The organism is Sphingomonas endophytica (assembly GCF_014199415.1).
Classification (GTDB): Bacteria; Pseudomonadota; Alphaproteobacteria; order Sphingomonadales; family Sphingomonadaceae; genus Sphingomonas; species Sphingomonas endophytica.
Map to the genome: position 1 here is coordinate 169,878 of NZ_JACIJN010000004.1, position 16,307 is coordinate 186,184.

The 16,307-nt window shown below is 69.3% G+C and carries 18 protein-coding genes; 11 read left to right on the top strand and 7 right to left on the bottom strand.

Annotation, left to right across the window (positions count from 1 at the left end; all coding sequences use genetic code 11):
- Nucleotides 1-4: 4 nt before the first annotated feature.
- The 3 genes from flgA to FHS97_RS07815 are packed head-to-tail and all read right to left on the bottom strand — an operon-like array spanning nucleotide 5 to nucleotide 2,043.
- Entirely contained in the window at nucleotides 5-466 is a 462-nt protein-coding gene (gene flgA, locus FHS97_RS07805; protein WP_184035452.1) for a flagellar basal body P-ring formation chaperone FlgA, read from the bottom strand.
- A gap of 9 nt (nucleotides 467-475) precedes the next feature.
- Nucleotides 476-1,261 carry a flagellar basal-body rod protein FlgG gene (gene flgG / locus FHS97_RS07810; protein ID WP_184035455.1) on the bottom strand — a complete coding sequence of 262 codons (786 nt, stop codon included), beginning with the start codon at nucleotides 1,259-1,261 and terminating at the stop codon, nucleotides 476-478.
- Between the two features lie 41 nt (nucleotides 1,262-1,302).
- Nucleotides 1,303-2,043 (bottom strand): flagellar hook-basal body complex protein, encoded by a 741-nt coding sequence (locus tag FHS97_RS07815; protein ID WP_184035459.1) that lies wholly within the window; start codon nucleotides 2,041-2,043, stop codon nucleotides 1,303-1,305.
- Between the two features lie 152 nt (nucleotides 2,044-2,195).
- Here FHS97_RS07815 and FHS97_RS07820 point away from each other — a divergent pair, with 152 nt between their 5' ends.
- The 4 genes from FHS97_RS07820 (at nucleotide 2,196) to FHS97_RS07835 (ending at nucleotide 4,964) form a co-directional block, all read left to right on the top strand.
- Nucleotides 2,196-2,693 carry a flagellar basal body-associated FliL family protein gene (locus FHS97_RS07820; RefSeq protein WP_311770333.1) on the top strand — a complete coding sequence of 166 codons (498 nt, stop codon included), beginning with the start codon at nucleotides 2,196-2,198 and terminating at the stop codon, nucleotides 2,691-2,693.
- Nucleotides 2,690-3,685 carry a flagellar motor switch protein FliM gene (fliM, locus tag FHS97_RS07825; protein WP_184035462.1) on the top strand — a complete coding sequence of 332 codons (996 nt, stop codon included), beginning with the start codon at nucleotides 2,690-2,692 and terminating at the stop codon, nucleotides 3,683-3,685. The genes FHS97_RS07820 and fliM overlap by 4 nt, the downstream gene beginning before the upstream one ends.
- A complete protein-coding gene (locus FHS97_RS07830) occupies nucleotides 3,685-4,143 on the top strand; it encodes a hypothetical protein (RefSeq protein WP_184035465.1) in 459 nt (152 codons plus the stop codon). The genes fliM and FHS97_RS07830 overlap by 1 nt, the downstream gene beginning before the upstream one ends.
- Before the next feature lie 74 nt (nucleotides 4,144-4,217).
- Nucleotides 4,218-4,964 (top strand): MotE family protein, encoded by a 747-nt coding sequence (locus FHS97_RS07835; protein WP_184035468.1) that lies wholly within the window; start codon nucleotides 4,218-4,220, stop codon nucleotides 4,962-4,964.
- A 10-nt stretch (nucleotides 4,965-4,974) separates the two neighbouring features.
- On the opposite strand, the gene FHS97_RS07840 is transcribed toward FHS97_RS07835, so the two are convergent.
- On the bottom strand, nucleotides 4,975-5,394 hold the full coding sequence (locus FHS97_RS07840) for a hypothetical protein (protein ID WP_184035471.1): 420 nt from the start codon (nucleotides 5,392-5,394) through the stop codon (nucleotides 4,975-4,977).
- A 93-nt stretch (nucleotides 5,395-5,487) separates the two neighbouring features.
- On the opposite strand from FHS97_RS07840, the gene FHS97_RS07845 reads away from it, so the two are divergent.
- Together FHS97_RS07845 and FHS97_RS07850 are read left to right on the top strand one after the other, a co-directional pair.
- Complete coding sequence (locus tag FHS97_RS07845; RefSeq protein WP_184035473.1) at nucleotides 5,488-5,718, top strand: hypothetical protein; 231 nt, start codon at nucleotides 5,488-5,490, stop codon at nucleotides 5,716-5,718.
- Complete coding sequence (locus FHS97_RS07850; protein WP_184035475.1) at nucleotides 5,715-7,490, top strand: tetratricopeptide repeat protein; 1,776 nt, start codon at nucleotides 5,715-5,717, stop codon at nucleotides 7,488-7,490. Before FHS97_RS07845 ends, FHS97_RS07850 begins: the two co-directional genes overlap by 4 nt.
- A gap of 81 nt (nucleotides 7,491-7,571) precedes the next feature.
- Here the strand turns inward: FHS97_RS07850 and FHS97_RS07855 are convergent, their stop codons facing one another.
- Genes FHS97_RS07855 through FHS97_RS07865 form a run of 3 tightly spaced genes read right to left on the bottom strand, consistent with a single transcriptional unit; the run spans nucleotide 7,572 to nucleotide 11,946 of the window.
- A complete protein-coding gene (locus FHS97_RS07855) occupies nucleotides 7,572-8,486 on the bottom strand; it encodes a flagellin (RefSeq protein WP_246346531.1) in 915 nt (304 codons plus the stop codon).
- 12 nt (nucleotides 8,487-8,498) lie between these two features.
- Nucleotides 8,499-10,610 carry a FlgK family flagellar hook-associated protein gene (locus tag FHS97_RS07860; RefSeq protein WP_184035478.1) on the bottom strand — a complete coding sequence of 704 codons (2,112 nt, stop codon included), beginning with the start codon at nucleotides 10,608-10,610 and terminating at the stop codon, nucleotides 8,499-8,501.
- A 37-nt stretch (nucleotides 10,611-10,647) separates the two neighbouring features.
- A complete protein-coding gene (locus tag FHS97_RS07865; protein ID WP_184035481.1) occupies nucleotides 10,648-11,946 on the bottom strand; it encodes a flagellar hook-basal body complex protein in 1,299 nt (432 codons plus the stop codon).
- 161 nt (nucleotides 11,947-12,107) lie between these two features.
- Here FHS97_RS07865 and FHS97_RS07870 point away from each other — a divergent pair, with 161 nt between their 5' ends.
- The 5 genes from FHS97_RS07870 to FHS97_RS07890 all read left to right on the top strand — a co-directional run bounded on the left by FHS97_RS07870 (nucleotide 12,108) and on the right by FHS97_RS07890 (nucleotide 16,166).
- Entirely contained in the window at nucleotides 12,108-12,506 is a 399-nt protein-coding gene (locus tag FHS97_RS07870; protein ID WP_184035484.1) for a flagellar biosynthesis repressor FlbT, read from the top strand.
- Nucleotides 12,507-12,518: 12 nt separating this feature from the next.
- The gene (gene fliI, locus FHS97_RS07875; protein ID WP_184035487.1) at nucleotides 12,519-13,856 is read left to right on the top strand and encodes a flagellar protein export ATPase FliI; all 1,338 of its coding nucleotides are present in this window, start codon (nucleotides 12,519-12,521) and stop codon (nucleotides 13,854-13,856) included.
- Nucleotides 13,840-14,262 carry a hypothetical protein gene (locus FHS97_RS07880; protein WP_184035490.1) on the top strand — a complete coding sequence of 141 codons (423 nt, stop codon included), beginning with the start codon at nucleotides 13,840-13,842 and terminating at the stop codon, nucleotides 14,260-14,262. The genes fliI and FHS97_RS07880 overlap by 17 nt, the downstream gene beginning before the upstream one ends.
- Nucleotides 14,259-15,218 (top strand): peptidoglycan-binding protein, encoded by a 960-nt coding sequence (locus FHS97_RS07885; protein ID WP_184035494.1) that lies wholly within the window; start codon nucleotides 14,259-14,261, stop codon nucleotides 15,216-15,218. The genes FHS97_RS07880 and FHS97_RS07885 overlap by 4 nt, the downstream gene beginning before the upstream one ends.
- Nucleotides 15,219-15,359: 141 nt before the next feature.
- Nucleotides 15,360-16,166: a sigma-70 family RNA polymerase sigma factor gene (locus FHS97_RS07890; protein ID WP_184035497.1), complete on the top strand. Its 807-nt coding sequence runs from the start codon at nucleotides 15,360-15,362 to the stop codon at nucleotides 16,164-16,166.
- Nucleotides 16,167-16,307: the final 141 nt, after the last annotated feature.

The following is a 16,307-nucleotide window of genomic DNA, read 5'->3' on the forward strand; positions in this document are numbered from 1 at the left end:
CTCCTCATCGCGCCGTCACGCGCACGCGCCCTTCCCCGTCGACCACTCCGTCCAATGTGCGGTTAGTCGCCAGCGCGACGACGCGCACCGGCTGGCCCGCGCCGCCGTCGGACAGCGCGCGCCCGGCGCTGGTGATCGACAGGGCCCCGCTGGCGAGCGTGATCGTGACGTTTTCCCCCCGGCGGACGAGGCGGGCGGCGACGAGATCACCCCGTCGCACGACGCTGCCCGCGACCAGCCGGCGCGCCGCCTCCAGCCCGTCGGCGTCATGCGCGGACAACGCGCCCTGCACCTGCGCGCGCGGGCGGTCTTCCGGCGCGAAATCGCCCGCCGTCACGCGGTCGTTGCGCTCGACATCGTGCGTCAGCACCGCGACCGTCACCGTGTCGCGCGGCGCAGGCGACGGCGACTGGCGCGACGGCGCGGCCGCCTGCCCGGCGAGGATCAGCGTCAGCGCGATCAACATCGCCGCGGCTCAGCGCAGCTGCGTGGTGGTGGACAGCATCTCGTCGGCCGTCTTCACCACGCGGCTGTTCATCTCATAGGCGCGCTGCGCGGCGATCAGCGAGGTGATCTCCGACACCGGGTTGACGTTCGACGCTTCCACGAACCCCTGTTCCACCGAGCCGAAGCCGGCATCGCCGGGATTGCCGACCGTCGCCTGCCCCGACGCCTCGGTCTGCCGGTACAGGCTCGACCCCAGCGCCTCGAGCCCGGCATCGTTGACGAAGGTCGCGAGCTGCAAGCGGCCGACGCTCTGCATCTGCGTCTGGTTGGGCATCTTCACCTGCACCTGACCGGCCTTCGACACGCTGACCTTTTCCGCGCCCTGCGGAATGGTGATCCCCGGCATCACGCGGAAGCCGTCGGTGGTCACCAGCTCGCCCTGGTCGGACAGCTGGAAGGAACTGGCGCGCGTATAGGCCTGCTCGCCGTTGGGCAGCGTGATCTGGAAATAGCCCAGGCCGTTGACGGCCAGGTCGTAAGGGTTGCCGGTCTGCGTCATCTCGCCTTGTTCGCTGATGCGATAGACGTCGCCGGTGCGCACGCCCGCACCGATCTGGATGCCCGAAGGGACGCGGCTGCCGTCGGTGCCGGACTCGGCGCCGGGACGGGCGACCTGTTGGTACAGCAGATCCTGGAATTCGGCGCGTTGCCGCTTGAAGGCGGTGGTGTTCATATTGGCGATGTTGTTCGAGATGACGTCGACGTTGGTCTGTTGCGCCAACATGCCGGTGGCGGCGATCGAGAGTGCGCGCATGGCGAGATGTCCTAGCTTTGAGAGAGAGGTGGCAGGTGGGGTCAGCCGGCCTTGCCGAGCCGCTGGATCGCGTCGTGGCGCAGGTCGTCGATGCTCTGGGTCATCTGCTGGCTGGTCTGGTAGGAGCGCAGGATGTCGATCAGCTGCGTGGTCTCGACGATCGGTTCGACGTTCGATCCCTCCACACCGCCGGCCTTCAGCTTGACCTCGGCGGCGCTCAGGGTACGCCCGCCGCTGCCGGTCAGCACGCCGTCGCCACGCGGCGTCACCGCGCGCTCGTCGACGAACGCAGTCAGGCCGAGCCGCCCGAGCGGTCCGTTCGCGCCCATGACCGTACCGTCCTCGCCGATCGTCACGCGCGTCTCCTGCCCCTGCGGGATGGCGATCGGCTCGCCCCGCTCGTCGAGCAGTGGATAGCCCGCCCCCGTGGTTAGCTCGCCCTTCGCGCCGATCTTGATGAAGCCGGCGCGGGTATAGGCCGTCCCGGTCGGCGTGCGGACGGTGAGATAGCCCTCGCCGCGGATCATCACGTCGAGCGGGTTGCCCGTCACCTGAAACGCACCGGGCGCGGTATCGTGTACCGCGCCGAAGTCGAGCACGAACGAAGTCTTGCGCGCGTCGCGGACGGGGGCCTGCGCCGCCTGCTCGACATATTCGCGGAACACCGGCCGTTCGCGGCGGAAGCCGACCGTATTGGTATTGGCCATGTTGTTGGCCGCCACATCCAGTCGCCGGCGCAGCGCCTGCTCGTGGCTGAGCAGCACATAGGACGACACGTCCATCGGATGACCTCCTGAACAATCATGCGATCGTCGTTGCCAAAGCGGAAAGCGCAGCGATCACTGATCCTATAATAGAGGCAGAGCCGCCTGCGCCGTCACGACGATGCAGGAATCCACGCGTGGCGACGCGATCAGCCGGAGGAACGAGCAACGTGGCCAGCACCAGTATCGACGACGACGCGGACGATACCGACGCGGAAATTTCCCTCGATACGCCCGCCAGGAAAAAGCGCCTGCCGTTGATCGCGGGTGCCGCCGCCGCGCTGCTCGCGGTGAGCGGTGGGGCCTATTACATGCTCGGCAACCGTAGCGCCGCGCATGAGGAAGCGCCGGCCGCCGACCTCGAAAAAGCGCTGGTCGACGTCCCGGAAATGACGATCAGCCTCCACACCAGCGACGGCCGTCCGCATCTGCTCAAGCTGCATTTCATGCTGGTCGCGGCGAACCCGAAAGCGATCGAGGGAATGCGCGCCAAGCTGCCGCTCTATATCGACGCGCTGCAGCCCTTCCTCCACGAATTGCGCCCGGAGGACCTGAACGGCTCGGCGGCGATCTTCCGCGTGAAGGAAGAGATGCTTTCCCGTGCGTCGGGCGTGTTCGGCGACGCGGCGGTCAAGGACATCCTGGTCCAGGATCTCATCCAGCTATGAGCGGCACCGAGGGTGACCCGCCGGGCGGCGAGGCGGCCGGCACGTTCGCGCAGGCGGATATCGACGCGCTGTTCGGGTTCGAGGAGGTGGCGGCGCAGAAGCAGCGCAAGGGCCTGCGCGCGGTCATCGAGTCCGACGTCATCAGCCACGAGCGGATGCCGATGCTGGAGGCGGTGTGCGAGCGGCTGGCGCGGACCTTCGCGACCAGCATGCGCAACGTCACCTCGGACGCGATCGACGTCCGGCTCGAGAATGTCAGCTCGAACCGGTTCGGCGAATATATGAAGCGCGCGACGCTGCCGGCGATGTTCGCGGTCTTCAAGGTCCGCGAATGGGAAAATCACGGGATCGTGACGGTCGATTCCGGGCTGATCTACGCGGTGGTCGATGCGTTGCTCGGCGGACGGAAAGGCGGCGGCGCCCAGCGGATCGACGGACGCGCCTTCACCTCGATCGAGACGCGGCTGGTGTCGCGGATCGTCCAGCTCGCGCTCGACGATTTCGCTTCCGCCTTCGAGCGGATCGAGCCGATCACCATCGAGGTCGAACGGATCGAGACCAGCCCGCGCTTCGCGGCGATCGCCGGCCCCAGCAATATCGCGGCGGTCGCCTCGTTCGTCGTCAACATGGACACGCGCGGCGGTCATTTCAGCATCCTGCTGCCGCATGCCACGCTGGAACCGGTGCGCGAGCGGCTGTTGCAGCGCTTCATGGGCGAGAATCCCGGCCGCGACCGGCTGTGGGAAGCGCATATGGCTGCCGAACTGTGGCGCACCGAAGTCACCGTCGACGTCGTGCTCGGCGAGCGGCGGATGCGGCTGCACGACGTCAACAATCTGAAGATCGGCGACACGATCCGGCTCGATCGCGGCCCCGACGATACGCTTGGCATCCAGTGCGGGGGCGTGCCGCTGGGTCAGGGGCATATCGGCCAGCGCCGCAGCAACATCGCGGTCCGCACCGTCACCGACATCGCCAAAGGAATGAAATGATGAGCTTCGCCCTTGGGATCAACCTGGCGCTCGTCATGCTCTGCGCGCTCGTGCTGTTGCAGAGCGCGCGCATGATGCGGCGGATCCGCGAGCTGAAGGCCGACGATCTGCATGGCACCGTCCAGGCGCTCGATCATGCCGCCGGGCAGGCGCGTCAGGTGCTGGAAGAGATGCGCTCGCTGCTGACCGGCGACATGGCGGGCGCGTTCAGGACGGTGCGGACCGCGCAGGCGCTCCAGGAAGAGCTGACGATCCTGATCGGCATCGGCAATGCCCTGGCGGACCGCATCATCGACGCATCGGCGTCGGTCGCGCAGCATCCATCACGAGACGTCGCTCCCGATGCGCCTGTAGACGATGAAGCCCATCACGCTGCACCGGGCGCCGACACCTCCTCCGCCGCCGCCGGGCAGGACGTCGACGACCTGCATCACCCCGCCCCCTCCTCGATCGCGTGATGACCATGACCCACAGCCACCCCAAAGCCGCCCCGTCCGCCGTGCATCCGCCGGTGCCGGTCCCAGCGCGTGCCGTGAAGCGTTCGCGCCGACCGTCGCTGCTCGTCCTGATGATCCCGACGGCCACGATCAGCATGGTCGCCAACGCGATGAGCGCGACGGCGATGATGACGCCGCTGCCGCCGTCCGACCAACCTACCCGGCTCGGCCAGTCGATCGATCAGGCGATGCGCGACATCGACAAGAATCTGGCCAGTCGCAAGCGTGCGCTCGCCTTGCGCGAGGAGGCACAGCGCGCCGCCGAGCAGCGGCTGCAATCGGCCGAGGCCAATCCGAACGGTGCGGGCGGGTCGGCGACGCCGAGCGGCGACACCGCCTATGACGATCTGGCGCACATCTATCAGGCGATGAAGCCCAATCGCGCTGCGCCGATCTTCGAGAAGCTGGCACCCGATGTCCAGTTGAACATCGCGCGCAAGATGCGCGGCCGCTCGGCGGCGCTGCTGATGGCGAGCATGTCGTCGGGCGCGGCGGCGGATCTCAGCATGGCGCTGGCCGGGCATCCCGTATCGCGGCCGGCGGTGCTGCCCGCGGCGGAGCGCCCGACACCGCGCGTCGCCGTCGCGCGCGCCTCCGCGTCCCTGCCCCGCACCGCCGCGCGATCGGGCGGCGACGTGGCGCGGATCGCGCGCCCGACGGTGACGGCTCCGCGCCTGCCGACCGTCCCGGCGCGGCGATCGACCGCGAACCGTGCCGCCGACGCCTCGGCAGCGGAGGCGGCGGCGCGTGACGGAACGGCGGACGTGCCCGCCGCACGGTGAGCGGCGGCGCTCAACCGTCGTCGACGCGGACGCGCGCGATCAGCACGCGCGCGATCTGCCGGTCCTCCGCCCGCAGCGCGCGGTTCAACGACACGCTCAGCGCCCGCGCGTCGAGCGCGGCATAGGGCGAGGCGTTGAGCCGCGCGAATTCGAGAAGCGCGGACAGCGCCCTGGCGCGCAGACGCGGCAGCCGGGCGTGCACCGCCGCCGCCCCGGCCTTGTCTCCCGCATCGAGCACCAACCGGACATGTACCTTTCCCTCCATCTGGCTTTCGCCGAAGATCGGAAGCACGATCTCGTCCAGCCAGACATAGCGCGCGTCGCTGCCGGTCATCGCGGTGTCGACGCCCCCTTCATTGCGGCGGAAATCGCGTTCATCGGCGGCGGGCGCCGCGGCCAGCGCAAGGGTGAGAAGAAGGGCTAGGCTCATGACGGGCTCCGCCGACGTGCGATGGAAGATGGGACAGCCCGACCGAAGGCCGCGACCTCTTCTATAATAGACGGAGCAGCGTGGAGTTTTGCCGTGAGCCAAGTTCAGCGTCCCGAGCGCGTCCGCATGACGGCCGGCGTCCCGGGGGAAGCCACGCGGCGCCGCGACGATCCCAGGCCGCCCGCCGCCGCCGCCGCCGCCGCCGGCGCGCGCGCGCCGAAGAAAGCGAAGGCCGGGCGGGGGACGATCCTGTTGTTCGCTTTGTCGAGCTTCGCCGGCGGCGCGGTGGTCGCCAGCCTCGCTTTGTTCGGGATCATCACATGACAAAGGTTCATCTGCTTCTCGCGACCGCGCTGGTCGCCGCCGCGCCCGCGGCCGAGCCGGTCGATCCGGCGCCGAACGCCGCGCCGCCCGACAGCCTGATGAGCCCGGTCGATCCGCGACTGGTCGGCTTCGCGGCCGAACTGGCGCAGGACCGGCCGGGACTGTCGGCCAGAAGCTGGGTCGTTTTGCCGTCGGGCGAGATCTGGCAGGCGCTGGCGCACGATCGCGGGATCGACCGCCAACGCACGCGCTGGGCCTATGCCCGCAGCCTGATCGGATCGGCGCGCGGGCAGGAAGCGATCGGCGTGCTCGAGGTGATGCTGTCGGACGAGCCGGATCTCGCGCTCGTCGACGACTGGCAGCTCGCTTACGGCGCCGCGCTGACGCTGGCGCAGCGCCCGAACCCGGCGGTGGCTGCGCTGGGCACCGGCGGCCTGCCGAACAATCCCGAAGCCTGCGCGTGGCGGATGCGCGCGCTGGCCGACGCCGGGCGGGCCGGCGAGGCGCTGCCGACGGTCAATTGCGCCGCCGCCGCGATCCAGGCGCGCCGGCTGACGGCGCGCTCCGCCTTCCTGCTCGCCGCCGGTCGCGTGACGCTGGAGGCCGGGCAACCGCAGCACGCGCTGCAGTGGCTTTCCTCGCTTCCCGACTCCGACAGCCGGGCGAACATGCTGCGCGGCCGTGCGCTGGCCGCGCTCAATCAGGTCGCGCCGGCGCGGGAGCGTTTCGACCGCGCGGTCGCCGCGGGCGATCCGGCGACCCGCACCGAGGCGCAGCTCGGCAAGATCGAGCTGGCGGCGGCGCATGGCTGGGCGAAGCCGCCGGTGCTGCTGCGCCAGCTGAACCAGCTTCGCTATACGTGGCGCGGCGACCGGATCGAGGCGCGCGCGTTGCGGCTCGCCTATGACCTCGCCACCCGCGAACATGATCTTGCGAGCATGCTGGACAATGGCGCGGCGCTGTTCCGCTTCTTTCCGGCGACGATGACCGATGCGACGCTGCTCACCGACCTGCAGATGCAGATTGCGGCGGCCGCCAGTCCGGCCAGTCCGGTACCGCTCGACCGCGCCGCCGGGCTGATCTGGGACTATCGCGATCTGCTGCCCGGCGGCGCGGAGGGCGACACGATCGTCAACGGCCTCGCCGACCGGTTGCAGGGCGCCGGGCTCTACGAGCGCGCGGCGCAATTGCTCGAGCACCGGCTCGACGATCCGGCGATCGACCTCGCGCGGGGGCCGTTGTCGGCGAAGGTCGCGACGCTCTACATCCTCGCCGGTCGGCCGGACCGGGCGCTATCGGCGATCCGGAACAGCGAACGTCCCGATTATACCGCGGCGATGCAGATCGACCGTCGGCGGGTCGTGGCGGTGGCGCTCGACCTGCTCGGCCGCACCGCCGAGGCCGAGGCGGTGTTGCAGGACGTTCCGGACGGCGCCGCGATCCGCGCCGAATTCGCGTGGAAGCGGCGTGACTGGGCGCGGGTCGTCGCCGAAACGCAGGGCAGCCTGCCGACCGGACCGCTCGGCAAGGTCGGGCAGGTCGTGGTGCTGCGCCGCGCGATCGCACTGGCGATGCTGCACAACGATGCCGCGCTGGCCGCGCTGCGCGCGCGATATCAGACCGCCTTCGCGCGGCTTCCGAGCGGGCCGGTGTTCACCGCGATCACCCAGTCTCCCGCGGTGGTCACGCCGGCGGTCTTCGCCAAGGCGATGGCGGCGATGCCGTCCGCCAGCCCCGCGGGGGACATTGGCGACATGATCGCGGGCGACTGAGCCACACACCCGCCGCACCGAAAGAGGGGCACGGACGTCGCGGTCCGTGCCCCTCTTTGTCATTTGCGCGGCGGGTGCGGGTCAGCTCCGCAGGAAATTGACCAGCGACAGATCGTTGAGGTGCGCGAACGCCGAATAGGAGGCATTCAGGATCGTCTGTCGCGTCGACAGGTCCGCCGCGACCTGGCCGAGATTGGCATCCACCCCGTCGCCGATCACGCCCATCAGCACGCCGATGCGGTCGTCCGACCGCTTGACGATCGAGTCGACCAGATTCTGCCGGTCGCCGTTCTGGCCATTGGCGGTGCGCACCGCGACGATGCCGTCATCGAGCTGGCTCATCGCCGCGTTCAGCCCGTCGACCTGCGCCTTGGTCATCTGCTTGGAAAACGACCCGAGCCCGGCGAGCGTCTGGAACGCCTTGACCAGATCGGTCCCGACCTCGTCGGCGGTGATGCCATAGCGCATGTCCACCCCGTTCTCGAGCCGCGCGCTGGCGCGGCGATCGTCGTTGGCGAACGCATCGGCCGGAGAGGCGAGCGCCGCCACGTCCGACAGGGTGGCTGGCCGGAAGGGATTGCCGTCGGTCTGGCTGCCGGCGAAGATCGGCGTTCCGGCCTCGCTGGTATTGAGCGCCCCGGCGATCGCGGCGAACGACTCGCTGACGATCTGGTTGACGGCGCTGCCATTGCCGTCGCCGACCGCCTTGAGCAGCTTGGTCTTGAGGTCGGTGGCGGTGCTGTCCATGACGTTGAGCGCACTGTCGTAGAAGCTCAGCGTCGTCTGGACGCGATTGGCGACCGCGCCCTGCGCCTTCTGCTCGGCCAGCATCGTCGAGGCGGACAGCACGCGGCGCGTATCGTCGCCGAGCGCGGCGTAATTCTGCACGCGCTTGGCGGTGCTGAGCTGTACGTTCGCATCGACGATGCTCGACTGCGCGCGCCCGAGCGCGGCAACCAGCGTGCCCTGCGTGGCCATCGTCGCAACCCTGGTCATGTCCCTGCTCCCTTACCGAACCATATCGATCAGCGTCTGGTACATGTCGCTGGCCGTGGTCAGGACGCGCGCCGCCGCCGAATAGCTGTTTTGCAGGACGACCATGTTGGCGAGTTCCTCGTCGACATTGACGCCCGAGAAGGTGTCGCGGCGCTGGATCGCCTCGTCGCGCCGCGCGGCGGCGTCGAGCTGACCGGTGCTGGCCTGCGCGGCATCGGTGCCGATCCGGCCGAACAGATCGGCGGCCATGTTGGCGATGCTCGCCTTGCCTGCCGCGCCGCGGTCCTGGGTCTTGCCGAGCGCATCGACATACAGCGTCGCGCCCGAGACATCGCCGGTGCCGATCCCTTTCGATCCGACGATCGCGTTCACGTCGAAGCGGCCGAGCGGCAGCCGGCCGGAGTCGGTGACGATGTCCCCCCGCAGGGCCGCGGGCGCGCGCGCTGCCGCGCCCGACAATCCGCTCAGCGCGGTGAAGCCCACGCCAGTGCCCAGCCGATCGGTCGAATCCGTGTCGACCTGTACCGACACCCCGCCGGCCGCAGCGGACGGGGTGAAGCCGATCCGCCCGTCGCTGCCGATCGCGAAGCTGCCGAACGCCCCCATGCTCGCGTTGAGGCCGGCGACGACGCTGCCGAAGGTCTGGCCGGCCTGCCCGTTGATCGTATAGCCGGCGAGTTCGCGACCATCGAGCGTGCGCAACACGACATGCGCGGTCTGACCGGCCGCGAAGCCGGTCGGATCGCTCGCCTGCATCCCCGAGGGCACCAGCGGGTTGCCGGGCACGCGGACGAGATCGTTGAGGCCGAAATATTGCGCGAAGCCCGTTCCGCCGCGCGTGCCGGGAGTGGTCGGATCCTGCGCGACCACCACCCCGGCACCGCCGACGTTCGCGGTCAGCGAGAGCGTGCCGGTCGCGTCCAGCGCCGCGGTCGCCTTGCCGCCGAGGCCGGCGTTGATCGCCTGCACCGCATCGTCGACGGTCGCGCCCGATCCCAGCGCATCGAAGTCGACCACCGTCTTGGCCAGCACGGTTCCGTCGCGCGCAGTCACCGCGAACACCGACTTGCCGGTGAAATGAAGCTGGTCGGCGCCCGTCAGTCCGCTGGGGCGCCCGGTCAGCGTCTGCGGCGCGGGCGCGGTGGTGCAGTCATTGGACGCCGCGTTCAGCGAGGCGCCGGCCTGATTGGCGAGATCGGCGATCTGATCCAGATATTTCGGTAGCGTCACGTCGCGTAGTTGCAGCAACCCGCCCAGCCGGCCCCCCACCGCCGCACTGTCGATGCTCTGCCCCGTCGAGAAGCCGGGGCCGCCCGCAGCGTCGGCGAACCGGATGCCGATGGTCGGATAGATGGCGTTGGCGCCGCCCTCGCCGCCCGGATAATCGAGCTGGCGCAACCGGTCGTCCAGCAGCGGCTGCCCCGTCGCGGTCTCGACCGTGACGCGCCCGTTCGGCTGGGTCGAGACCGTCACGTCGACCAGCCCGCTGAGTTCCTGCAACGCGGTCTGGCGCTGATCCGCCAGCCCCGAGATGCTGCGCCCGACGTGCTGGAGCTGGACGATCTGGCCATTGTCGTCGTCGATCTGGCGAAGCAGCGTGTTGATGCGGTTGACGGTGCTGCTGACCCCCGACGCGACGTCGGCGCGCGCCGCTCCGACGTCCCCGGCCAGTCCGCCGACCCCTTGCAGGAAATCCTGCGCGCTGAGGACGAAGGCATTGCTGTATTGGCGCGGGTTCTGCGATCCCGTCAGCAACGTCGCCCTGCCGATCAGCGTGTCGAGCTGCTTGGGCACACCATAGCCGAGGCTGTCGCTGTTGCTGCCGGCGGGCGCGCCGAGGAACGACTGGATGCGGTCCAGCACGCTCGACAGGGCATCGGTGCGCCCGGCCTCGCCGCCGCGGCGGTAGACCGCGCTTTCGAGATAGCGGTCGGCGACGCGCTCGGGCTCCGACGCCCTCACCCCGTTCGCGCCACCCGGGGTCACGTTGGTCGAGGTCGTGACCTGCTGCCGCGCATAGCCCGGCGTCCGGACGTTGGCGATATTGTTCGATACGGAGCTCAACCCCGCCTGCGACGCGTTCAGGCCGGACGTGGCGGTGCCGAGGATATCGCTCAAAGACACGACGGGGTTCCTTGTTCAGTCTGCGGGCGCGACGGGATCAGCGCTTCAGCTCGTTGAGTTCCTGCAACATCTGATCGACCGTCGTGATGATCTTCGACGAGGCGCTATAGGCGCGCTGGAACCGGATCATGTTGGTGAACTCGGTGGCGATGTCGGCCGTGGAGGTCTCCAGCGCCTTGGACACGACGGTGCTGGCGGACTGCGCGCCCGCCGGGTTGATCGCCGCCGCGCCGGAACTGTCCGACAGTTGATAGGCATTGCCCTGGATCGCGGTCAGGCCATCGGCATTGGGAAAGGTCGCCAGCGGCAATTGGTAGATCGGGCGCATGGTGCCGTTTTCGAACACCGCGCTGACCAGACCCTCCTTCGATACGTTCACGTCCGTGACCTTGCCCATCAGCCCGCCATCGGCCTGACGCAGCGTCACGGTCGATGCGTCGCTCGACTGGGTCAGGCCGTCGGTGCCGCCGTTGGAGCCGAGCGCCAGCTTGATCGGCGACGCGCCCGCGCCGTTGGTCCATGCCGGTGTGATCGAGCCGAACAGTGCGGCATCGGACGCGGTCTGATTGAGGCTGCCGTCGCCGTTGAAGACGACCTTGCCGCTTGCGACCAATCCGTTGGCGGCGGTGACGTCGCTGGCGGGCTGGGCATAGACCTCCGCCTGCCATGTGTTCGGCGCGGTCTTGATGAAGGCGAAATTCAGTTCGTGTGCGCCACCCTGCGCATCGTAGACCGTGACCGGACGGGCGAAATCGGCCGGCTGCGCACCGGTCGCGAGATTGCCATTGGCATAGCCCGTCTTCGCGGTGGTGGTGGATTGGAGATTGGCCTGGAACGTCAGCTTGGTCGACGGTGCGGCGGTGCCGGTCAGCGCGGTCTGGTTGACGGGCCGCAACGTCTTCAGGTCACCGGTGTTCGAATATTTGCCCTGCGCGTCGGTCGGCCAGCCGAGCAGGTAATAGCCGCTGGTGTTGCGCAGCAGGCCGTTGGGGTCGACGGTGAAGGAGCCGGCGCGCGTATAGGCGACCGAGCCGTTGCCGCTCGGATCGTCGCTGACGACGAAGAAGCCGTGGCCGGCGACCGCGAGATCCGAATTGCTGTTGGTCGACTGGGTCGAGCCGATCTTCGAGATCTGCGCGCGCGTCACGGCGCTGACGCCCCCGGCGGAATAGTCCCCGCCGCCCGCGCCGCTGCCGACCATCGTGCGGAAGTCCGCGGTGGTGGATTTGTAGCCGACCGTGTTCACGTTCGTGATATTGTCGGCAACCGTGCCCATCGCGGCGGATTGCGCATTGAGACCCGCGACACCGGCGGACATTGCGGAATAGAGGCCCACGTCATTCTCCAAGCATCATGACCGCGGGGAACCCCCGCCACCACGACATTCTAGGAAGACTTGGCGACCCGCCAAAACGCCCGCGATCTTTAGTGCCTGACCGGGAACGTACCGTGATGGTTCTATAATGGTTTCCATCAGGCAAACGGGGACCGGGCGGCATGGCGCTTCACATCACACTCAGAAACGGCGAGAAGATGATCGTCAACGGCGCGGTGCTCCGCGCGGTGGGGCGCACGCAGATCTGTTTCGAGAACAAGGCGCTGCTGCTGCGCGGCCGCGACGTGATGACCCCCGAGGAGTCGGATACCCCGTCGAAGCGGCTCTATTTCGCGACGATGATGGCCTATATCGATCCCGACGGGCTGGAGCGGCATCGCGAAACATTGCTCGTCCTGATCGCGGACCTGCTGGACGCGCTCGAAGGGCTGGAGGCCAAGGCGATCTGCACGTCCTACGCGCAGAAGATCGCGACATCGGATTTCTACGCCGCCCTCGGCGATTGCCGCCGCCTGATCGATTACGAGACCGTCGCGCTGAACCGGTTCGCCGCCGCCTAGACCGGTAGCGTCATGACCGATCTCTCCGATGTCGCCGCCGCCTTGCGCCGGATCGACCCCGATCGCCGCCACGGGCGCGTGGTGGCGGTGCGCGGCGCGCTGATCGCGGTCGAGGGGCTGATGGGGGCGGCGCGGATCGGATCGCGCATCCGCATCCAGAGCCCGGCCGGCCCGGTCGAGGCCGAAGTGACCGGGCTGGAGCGCAGCGTCGCGCATTGCCTGCCGTTCAGCGATCCGCAGGGGATCGCCTCTGGCGCACACGCCGACCTGATCGCCGGACAATTTACGCTGCGCCCGTCTGACCAGTGGCTGGGGCGGATCGTCGACGGGCTGGGCCGCCCGATCGACGCCCGCGGGCCGCTGCCGCCGGGGGGGCAGCCGATGCCGATCAAGGCGCCCCCGCCCCCCGCCTCCGCGCGTTCGCGGGTCGGGGCCAAGCTGGAAACCGGCGTAACCGCGCTGGACCTGTTCGCCCCCTTGTGCCGGGGGCAGCGGCTGGGCCTGTTCGCCGGCTCGGGGGTCGGCAAGTCGACCTTGCTGTCGATGCTCGCGCGCTGGACGGCGTGCGACGTCGCCGTGATCGGGCTGATCGGCGAACGCGGTCGCGAACTCGGCGACTTCGTGGCGGACGATCTCGGCGCGGACGGGCTGCAGCGCAGCGTCGTGGTCTGCGCCACCTCCGACGAGCCCGCGCTGATGCGCCGTCAGGCGGCGTGGACCACGCTCGCCATCGCCGAATATTTCCGCGACCGCGGGCGCAACGTCCTGTGCCTGATGGATTCGGTCACCCGCTTCGCGATGGCGCAGCGCGAGATCGGGCTGACCGGCGGCGAGCCGCCGACGACCAAGGGCTATACCCCGACCGTCTTCGCCGAACTGCCGCGCCTGCTCGAGCGCGCCGGCCCGGGGCTGCCGGGGCAAGGCAGCATCACCGGCCTGTTCACCGTGCTCGTCGATGGCGACGACCACAACGAACCGATCGCGGATGCGGTGCGCGGCATTCTCGACGGCCATATCGTCATCACCCGCCGCATCGCCGAGCGCGGCCGCTATCCCGCGATCGACGTGCTCAAGTCGGTTTCGCGCACGCTGCCGCAGGCGCACGACGCCGAGCAGAACCGGTGCCGCGACGCCGCGCGGCAGTTGCTGCTGACCTATGGCGACATGGAGGAGATGATCCGGCTCGGCGCCTATCGCCACGGCACCGATCCGCAGGTCGATTCCGCCATGCTGCGCGCGCCGCAGATCGAGGCGCTGTTGCATCAACCCCGCCACGAACCGCGCCGCGCCGCCGAGGCCTTCGCGGCGCTGGCGAAACTGCTGGAGGAGCCCGATGGCGACCCCCTATGACACAGTGATCCGGCTGCAACGCCGGACCCTGGATGCGATGCGCGTCGACCTTGCGACGCAGGTCGAGACCGCCAGCCGGGCGCAGGCCGCGCACGCCGGGGTCGAGGCCGCGATGAAGGACGCGCACTGCGAGGCTGCGGCCTCACCGCTGCTGCCGAGCGATCGCTATCTGACGCGGCTGCGGCACGAGCGCACCATGCTGGCCGCGGCCAACGTTTCCGCCAACGAACAATTGCACCGGCTCCAGGCGCGGATGGCGGACGCTTATGGCAAGGCGCGCGCGATCGACATCGCCGCCGACCTGTACCGCGAGCGGATCGCGCAGCAGAGCGCCGCGGTCGAGCAGCAGGAGATGGACGAGCTGGCGGCGCGCAAACACGCGGCCGCGCGCGAGACCAAGCCGTGACCGCCGCGATCGAACCCGCGACGCTGGACACCCGCCAGCGCGCCGAGCTCATCTATGCGGCGGCACGCGCGCCGCTGGATCAGGGATTGTGGCGCGCGGCGCTGGGTACGGGCGCGTCGCGGTCGCCGCGCCCGGGCGAGCGCACCGCGAGCGCGGCCATGACGCTGCCCTCGCTGCTGGCGACGCTGAGCCATGGGCAGATGGTCGGCGCGACCTTCGCGCCGCCGACGCCCCCCTTCGCCGGCCACGCGGCGCACGATCCGTCGCCACGCGACGACGGTGCCGGCGACCGGCATCCGCGGAACGGTGCAGGGGGGCTCGGCGCCAATGCGACTTATGCAGGGGCGATCGACGCCGCCGCGAAGCGTACCGGCCTCACCGCGCCCTTGCTCACCGCGATCATCGGCGCCGAGGCAGCGCGCGATCCGGACGGCCGCTGGCGACCGCTGTCCCGCAACCCGCATTCCAGCGCCGCCGGGCTCGGGCAATTCCTGACCGGCACCTGGCTGGGGGAGGCGCAGCGCAAGGGCACGTGGCTGCACGAGCTCGCGCGCGTCCGCCACTGGCTCGACCCGCAGGATCGCGTGCTGCCCGAAGCGCGCGCGGCGCTGCTGGCGCTGCGCTATGACGGGGAGGCGTCGATCCACGCGGTCGCCGACTATGCGCAGCACAATCTCGCGGCGATCCGCCGCGCCGGCATCGCGGTGGGCCACGGCCTCCGCGACGTGACGCAGATCGCCTATCTCGGCCATCATCTGGGCGCGGCCGACGCCATCCATTTCCTGAGCGGGCAGATCGCGCCGGAACGGGCGCGACGGCTCTTGCAGGCGCAGGTCGGAGTCGCCGCCGCCGCGCGGAAGATCGCCACCGCCGGCGACTCGATTCTGGCGCACCGGCAGTGGCTGACGGCCTATGTCGCGCGTGCGGTCCGGGCGGTGGAAATAATCGCCCAGTAAGATCGATCAACCAGCCGCTTGAAAGTTATAGGAAATCAAGATTAGATAAATTATGGAATTAACGTCTGGTTAACACCTTCGTCCTAGCGTTGCGGTGTGAGGGGGCGGGGGCCGCCTCTCGTCAGAACGACCGGGGGTGTAATGTCCAAGACTACCATCGCGCTTGAATCGGCTGTCGCCGCCGTCATCGCCACCCGATCGGACCAAAGCCACGGGTCCGACCGGCGGCGCCGACTGGAAGAGGATCGCGCCTTCGCGCGGGTCATAAAGATCGTGGCGCCGCGCATCCGCCACTTCATCAACCAATATGGACTTGCCGGGCATTGGGAAGACGCCGAACAGGTGTGCGCGATCGCCGTCCACCGCGCAATCATCGCCTATGATCCGACCAAGGCGCAGTTCACGACCTTCATCAACTGGCAAATTCGCGGGGAGCTGCAAAGCCTGCGCTTTCGCCTGATGACCGATCAGCGCCCATCCGCGCAGAAGGTGCAGGCCTGCACCGTCTCGCTCCATGCGGCGACGACCGGGCCGGACGGCGAGGAAGCGACGCTGGAGTCGCTGATCCAGGACGAGGATGCCGAGGCGGACGTCGAGGCCGGCGTGTCCGACTATCTCGCGCGCCGAACCTTCTACACGTTGGTCGATCAATATATGGAGCAACTGCGGCTGGTCGGCGAGGATCAGCTGCGCCGTCGCCCGCGGCCGAAGCGGCGGGTCCCCGACGCGGAAGGCAGGTTCCCGGCGCGCAATGCCGAGCTGGATGCCGAAATCCTTCTGCTGCACGAACGGCTTCGCCGCGACCGCAAGGTCATCGAGCAGCGGATGCTCGATCCCGATCCCGACGCCGCCGCCGAGGCCGCCGGCATCTCCAAGGAACGCGCCCGCCAGATCTCGAAACGCGCCTTTCGCAAGATCAGCGAGACGATCGCGTTCAGCTCGAAGTGAGGTGCGCGATGCCACGTCCCCCTTGCGCGGCTCTTGTGGCGCGGGCGGCCCGATTCGCCGACGCCCCGCCGCTCCCCGCGACGCGTCCGGCCCGCCCCGATCCGTTCGGGCCGTTTCGCCACAAGGACGATCGCGACGACC